The organism is Streptomyces sp. NPDC045967 (assembly GCF_056430495.1).
In genome coordinates, this window is the sequence record NZ_JBWKLE010000033.1 from 21,630 (window position 1) to 27,629 (window position 6,000).

At 70.3% G+C, this 6,000-nt stretch carries 8 protein-coding genes; 4 read left to right on the forward strand and 4 right to left on the reverse strand.

What is annotated here, in order from left to right:
* Positions 1-157: 157 nt before the first annotated feature.
* Positions 158-406, reverse strand: a complete 249-nt coding sequence (locus AC07FY_RS32285; protein WP_479013774.1) for a hypothetical protein — start codon at positions 404-406, stop codon at positions 158-160.
* A 726-nt stretch (positions 407-1,132) separates the two neighbouring features.
* On the opposite strand from AC07FY_RS32285, the gene AC07FY_RS32290 reads away from it, so the two are divergent.
* Positions 1,133-1,924 (forward strand): ATP-dependent DNA ligase, encoded by a 792-nt coding sequence (locus AC07FY_RS32290; protein WP_479013776.1) that lies wholly within the window; start codon positions 1,133-1,135, stop codon positions 1,922-1,924.
* Positions 1,925-1,978: 54 nt separating this feature from the next.
* Positions 1,979-2,296 (forward strand): antibiotic biosynthesis monooxygenase family protein, encoded by a 318-nt coding sequence (locus AC07FY_RS32295; RefSeq protein ID WP_479013779.1) that lies wholly within the window; start codon positions 1,979-1,981, stop codon positions 2,294-2,296.
* Positions 2,297-2,439: 143 nt separating this feature from the next.
* Here AC07FY_RS32295 and AC07FY_RS32300 read toward each other — a convergent pair whose 3' ends face one another.
* Complete coding sequence (locus AC07FY_RS32300) at positions 2,440-3,033, reverse strand: TetR/AcrR family transcriptional regulator (protein ID WP_479013782.1); 594 nt, start codon at positions 3,031-3,033, stop codon at positions 2,440-2,442.
* A 96-nt stretch (positions 3,034-3,129) separates the two neighbouring features.
* Here AC07FY_RS32300 and AC07FY_RS32305 point away from each other — a divergent pair, with 96 nt between their 5' ends.
* Entirely contained in the window at positions 3,130-3,456 is a 327-nt protein-coding gene (locus tag AC07FY_RS32305) for a putative quinol monooxygenase (RefSeq protein WP_479013785.1), read from the forward strand.
* Positions 3,457-3,504: 48 nt separating this feature from the next.
* A complete protein-coding gene (locus tag AC07FY_RS32310) occupies positions 3,505-4,416 on the forward strand; it encodes an NADP-dependent oxidoreductase (RefSeq protein ID WP_479013789.1) in 912 nt (303 codons plus the stop codon).
* A 124-nt stretch (positions 4,417-4,540) separates the two neighbouring features.
* Here AC07FY_RS32310 and AC07FY_RS32315 read toward each other — a convergent pair whose 3' ends face one another.
* Positions 4,541-5,011 carry a YybH family protein gene (locus AC07FY_RS32315; protein ID WP_479013792.1) on the reverse strand — a complete coding sequence of 157 codons (471 nt, stop codon included), beginning with the start codon at positions 5,009-5,011 and terminating at the stop codon, positions 4,541-4,543.
* 176 nt (positions 5,012-5,187) lie between these two features.
* On the reverse strand, positions 5,188-5,910 hold the full coding sequence (locus AC07FY_RS32320) for a hypothetical protein (protein WP_479013795.1): 723 nt from the start codon (positions 5,908-5,910) through the stop codon (positions 5,188-5,190).
* Between the last annotated feature and the right edge of the window lie 90 nt (positions 5,911-6,000).

Sequence of the window (6,000 nt, forward strand, 5' to 3'; positions counted from 1 at the left end):
GCTCAGCCCCCGTACTGGGCCTGCCGCGCGGCCCTGCACGCCTCGCACAAGGGGCTCGCCGCCACCCCGTAGCGGCACGTGGGGGCGTGGCACCGGGCGCAGGGGCCGGTTTGGCTGGGTGCCCAGATGATGGCGACCTGCGGCCGGGGCGTGGTGGTCACGCTGCTGCCTCCCCGTCCGCCGTTGCGGAAGTGTGGGTGCGGGCGGCGCGCCGCAGCTCGACGCCGCCGGCCCGCCAGGCGGTGGGGGCCGCCCAGGAGGGGTGGGTGCACAGGCTCCTGGAGAGGGCGATCAGCCGGCGCCGCAGCACGGTCGTACCGGCCTGGGGGGCCTGCGCGAGCTCGGCATACGTCTGCTGCCACGCCCCTTGGAGCAGGTCCTCGGAGAAGCGGAACGGTGGTCTCACACCCCCAGTGAAACACGTGTTCGATTTTCTCTGCGAACGCCGGCTCCGGTTATCGGCCGTAGGTCTGGTGGCAGAGCGCGGCCACGGCGGGGCTGGTGACGCCGTGCGCTGCACGGCACAGCTCCGCCATGTCCGGGGCCCCCGCCCCTGGTGCGTTTACCGGAGGGTGCGGTGCGCGTGTACGGTTCGGCCGCTTCGTCTTCCTGGGCTTGGGTTTGGCGGCGGGCCGGGGTGGGGTCGTCCTGCGTGGCCGGGCAGGGCCTTCAACCTTGTGGCCGGGAGTCCGCCGGGGTGGGGTGGGTCTCGCCGGATGCCTCGCGGGCTGCGGGGGCGGGACGGGCCGGCGCACGGCCGGCCTCGGGAACGGCGCCGGCCGAAGGCTCGGGTAGGGGTGAGAGGGGCAGCGCCGTCCCCGTGCCCGGTCGTGCTGGCCGGGGGCCGGCGGGGTGTTTGTGGTCTTCCGAGACCGCGGCGGGCGGGGCCCCGGCGGGCCGGGGAGGTGCGGGGTGGACGGTGACGCATCCCGAGGCCGCGAGCAGCGCGGTAAGAAGCAGGGGCAGGGACCAGCGACGCATGGCTGTCACCGTGCCGCACATGCCCTGCATGGCGCCTTTGACGGGCCCGCTGCTCCCCTCGGATGGATGACGCGACGGCCATCGCCGAGCCGCCTCCGGCAGGTCTGGCGGACCCTGGAAGAGGGGCAGACAAGCCGTGAGGGAGGCCCCCGTGACGCTCAGACCGCCAGTCGAGTCGATGCTGGTGCAGGCCGCGGAAGCCATGCCGGGCCCGGCGGCGCTCGGGGTGGGGGTGGCGTACGAGCAGAAGCTGGACGGGCACCGGGCGCTGCTGTTCACCGCGGCCGGCCCCAGCGGCACAGTGCTGCTGCAGACCCGCCGCGGGGCGCTGGTCCAGGACCGGTGGCCGGACCTGGTGGCGGCCGCCGAAGCGCAGTTGCCGCACGGCCTGGTCCTCGATGGCGAACTCCTCGTCTGGGACACCGAAGAGGGCCGGTTGTCCTTCGAGGCGTTACAGCGCCGAGCCGCCACCCGCGCCCGCGGCGCCGCCAACCTCGCCGCGCGCTGGCCGGCCTACTTCGTCGCCTTCGACATCTTGCAGCAGGACGGCCAGGAGCTCCTCGCGCGCCCGTGCGCCGAGCGGCGCGCCCTGCTGGAAAACCTGTTTTCCGAGCACGCCCTGACCGCGCCGTGGACGCTCTGCCCGATGACGACGGACCTGGCCAAGGCGCGGGAGTGGCTGAAGTCCTGGACAGACGTGTCCGGCGTGGAAGGCATCCTGATCAAGCCCCTGAACAGCCGCTACATGACCGGACATCGCGCTGGTGTGTTGACTGCACCATTAGGCGATCCTCGTGAGGAGCACCGTGGCCCGCACCGTTCGGCGGGTGCGTTAGACGCCCGAGTGGTGAGCCGCGCCGGCCGGAGTGAACCTGGGCATGTCGACAGCATCCGTGTGCCGCATGTTCAACAGTGGCCGCCATGTTCCAGGACTGTCGGGTAATCCCGGCTCCTCCAGTGGTGGGGTCCGGTGTTGCGGTGATGGGGAGGAGGAGCCGTGTTGTACACGGAGATTGTGCGGTTTCGGTTGAAGGAAGGGGTGGACGCGAAGGATTTCCTGCGGGCCGCCTTCCGGATGGATCGGGAGTTCCAGCCCACGCAGCCCGGCTATGTGGCCGGCAGTCGCCGCACGATGGTTTCGGATGAGGGGGAGTGGGCCATCTCGGTGGACTGGCTCACCAGGGAGGACTCCGAGCGTTCCCAGGCGGCTTTCCAGGAGGCGGGTGAGGTGACCCGCGACTACCTGGCCGCCATGGATGAGAGTTCGATCCGTATCGAGGTGTGCACTTTGTACCAACTGGGCGATGAAGAGTAGGCGCCGGTCGCTATGAGCGTCCTGCCCGCTTGAGGGGCAGCCGCGTCGCCGTCTCTACGGTTGGCTGCGCCGGGGCGTTCGAACCGTCCCCGATGCGCGAAAGCCCCTGTGGTTCCGTGCATGCGGCACCGCCGCGGGCTGCCCTACTCGGTGGGCAACATGTCATCGGCTGTGGTCGTGGTTAGCCAGTGGGTGACGATGCTGTCGATGTAGGTGTCGGTGAGGGGTTCGCGGTCGAGGAAGCGGCGGAACATCAACGGTCCGATGAGCAACGTGAACTCGTCGGCCGTCATCCGGATGCCCGAGGGGGCCAATAGTTCGTTGAGGGCTTGGTGGCGGTCCTGGCTGATGCGGGCCAGAGCCTGGCCGACACCGGCGTCGCGGTCCGCCTGGGCGGCCAAGGCCATCAGTGCGCTTCCGGTGGCTGTGTCGGCCAGGCCGTGCCTCAGGCTGTGCAGGTAGGCGGTGAGCACTTTCCGCGGGTCCGTTCCGGGCTTGGGGTAGCTGTCCGCGTCGCCTGATTCCAGCATCACGTCTGCCAGCATCGCCTCCCTCGTGGGCCAGTGCCGGTAGAGGGTCTGGCGGGTCACGTGGGCTCGCTCGGCCAGCAGCGAGTAGGTCAACGCGGTGGGCCCGACCTCGGCGAGGAGCTGTCGGGCGACCGTCAGGATTCGGGCGCGGGTGCGTTGGACTCGGGGGTTGGCCGGGTTGGGTCGGTCAAAGGCGGCAGGCGTCACACCACAATCATACGGTCTGTATGCTTCACTGGAATCATCCAACCTGTTCGTTTGTTGCACCGGGACAGATCCCGGCCAACCACCGAGAGGCACGACATGGCCGTCACCATCACCCCTCACTCCGACACCTTCACCGTCATCGTCACCTTCACTCCCGACCCCTCCCGACGGCAGGAGCTCGTCGAGGCCATCCGCACCTTCGTCGAGAACGTGGTGCGCCACCAGCCCGGCTTCCTCTCCTCCACCGTCCACGTCAGCGCGGACGGCACCCGCGTCATCAACTACGCCCAGTGGGCCGACCGCCAGGCTTACGAAGCATTCGGCGCGAACAGCGCAGTGATGGACCAGCGCGGCGCGATCACCGACTTCCCTCAGGAGGGCCAGCCCTACGAGATCGCCTTCCAGGCCACCGCATCAGCCTGATCGCCGCCGACTCCCACCGCCCCGTCAGCACGAAGGAAGACCCTGCTCATGCCGTTCACCGTCACCTACGACCGTTTCGGCGGTCCGGAAGTCCTCACTCTCACCGAGACCGATCTGCCGCAGCCCGCGCCGCACGAGGTGCGGGTGAAGGTCAAGGCCGCCGGCGTCAACCCGCTCGACAGCAAGATCCGCCGAGGCAACCTGGCCGGTGTCTTCCCTACCGTGTTCCCCCTGGTCCCCGGGGTGGATGCCGCCGGAGTCATCGACGCCGTAGGAGAAGCCGTCACCGGATTCACCATCGGCGACGAGGTGTTCGGCGTCACGCCGGCCGGCTCCTACGCCCAGTACGCCCTGATGCCCGCCCCCGTGGCCAAACCGGCCGCCCTGTCCTGGGAGACCGCAGCGGCGCTGCCGACCGTGGGCGAGACAGCCTTCCGTGCTCTGAAGCACCTGAACCTCACGCCCGGGCAGACCCTGCTCGTCCACGGAGCCGCCGGCAGCGTCGGCGCGATCGCCGTTCAGCTGGCCACGGCCCGCGGCATCACCGTCGTCGGCACCGCCGGCACCAGTGACCTGGAGCGGGTCACCGCGCTGGGTGCGACCGCGGTGCCGTACGGGCCGGGATGGCCCGGGCGCGTCCGCGACGCTGCACCGCAGGGTGTGGACGCGGTGTTCGACACCTCCGGCGCCGGCGTCCTGCCCGACTCCGTCGACCTGGTCGGCGGCCCGGACCGTGTGATCACGATCGCCGACATGAACGCTGCCCGGCACGGGGTGCGCTTCACTGGCATGGACCCCGCCGACCGCGCTCCCGAAGCCCTCCCCGAACTGGCCGCCCTCGCCGCCACCGGCAAGCTGACGGTGGAGATCTGGCGGACCTACCCGCTCAAGGAGGCCGCCCAGGCTCAAGACGACATCGACAACCGCCGCAACCGCGGCAAGATCCTCCTGCTGCCCTGACCGAACGCACACCGCGAGCCCGCTACCACCAGGAGCGGTCCGGCAATGCGCGGCGGACACCGGCGTGGCCACACGCCTGTGTCCAACCGCTCAGCCAGGGTTATGGAGCACTCAGGCGGAGTACTCAGGCGTCGAGGTACTGGTGGCCGTAGGGATTGTCGACCAGGTAGATGAAGGTGCCGTCCGGGCGGCGGCGCAGCACGTCGGACGACACACCGCTCATGTCCAGCATGGTGCCATCCGGCAAAGTCGCCTTGATGGTCCACTCATCCACCCAGGCGACGAGGTCCCCGGCGGCCAGACCGGCCCAGCGATGCGCCCGCAAATCCGGCCGCACGCTCACATACGCCGACACCGCCGTGCGGATCTCGTCCAGCCCACGCACGTACGCTCCAGGCCCGGTGACGTAGATCGAATCCGGGTCGAAGCAGTCCAGCGCGCCATCCAGATCACCCGAACGCACACAGTGCTGGAAATACCGGGCAGCACCCACCGGCGTGGACCTGTCGAATGGGCCGCTCGACGCGGTTCCCCGCTCATGTGCCGCAGCGCCGCCGGGACCACGGGACTCCGTCTCAGAACTGGAACTGGACATGATCCTCCTGCGCTTCGTCGGCCAACTGCCCGGGAGGGCACTGGGGGGCGCCGTGCACCGCTCATCTGCCCTCTCTACTCCGACTCCGGGTATGCGGCGACCCGGGGCTGTCCCGCAGCGGCCACCCAGGTGAAGATCCTGGGTGGCCGCAAGCGAAGTGCAGATAAGGACCAAGATCAGAAGGCGGGACACCACGGAGACACTCGTCGGCGATCACCGGCACCCTGACCCGCCCCCAGCTCCTCGTCCTCGGCCGCCACGACCAGCATGGCCGGCTGCGCGCGGTCGGCCGCACCGTACGGCTGCGCCCGGACGCCGCCCAGCAGGTCGCCGAGCACCTCACCGCGGCCGCGCCCGGGCACCCGTGGGAGGGCGTGCGCTTCTCGGCTACATGGGGGAGCCGCGACGTCCTCGACACCACCCTCGTCCACCCCCGTCTGGTCGCCGAGGTCAGCGCCGACCGCGCCATCGACCACGGCGGCGTCTACCGCCACCCCCTCCGGTTCCAGCGGCTGCGCCTGGACGTGGGGCGCCGGTGCGGTGGTGCGGGAGAACCCGCGCACCACCACCGGCGCCGTGCGGGGCCGGGCGTACGACGTAGTCACCCACCAGCAGGCGGCGATGCCCGAGCAGCAGCTCGCGTCCCCGGCCGCCGACCCCGACGACGACACCAGGAGCCGGAGACCGGGCCCCGGGAGGCGATCGACATAAAGGCGCTGCGAGCCCTCCGGGAGTCCCGCACGAACGTGGAAGCCCTCGATCTCACGGCCGATCGGCTGCGCCACCTCACGGACGCGTTCACCAAGGCGGCCGACGATTCCGACATCGTCTCCGACGCCACTGACGGTGGGGTGGTTGTCGGCGGCTGCTGTGGTGCCGGTGGCCACCAGCGCGGGCAAGGCGATAGCCCCCGATATCCGCAGTCTGGCAGTGCGTGTACGGGTACGCATCCCTTGGCTGCACCAGGGGGCTTACCTCACGTTTATCCA

Coding starts and splice junctions, on each gene's coding strand:
- AC07FY_RS32305 (WP_479013785.1), top strand. CDS start 3,130: ATGGCCGTCACCATCACCCCTCACTCCGACACCTTCACCGTCATCGTC.
- AC07FY_RS32310 (WP_479013789.1), top strand. CDS start 3,505: ATGCCGTTCACCGTCACCTACGACCGTTTCGGCGGTCCGGAAGTCCTC.
- AC07FY_RS32315 (WP_479013792.1), bottom strand. CDS start 5,011: ATGTCCAGTTCCAGTTCTGAGACGGAGTCCCGTGGTCCCGGCGGCGCT.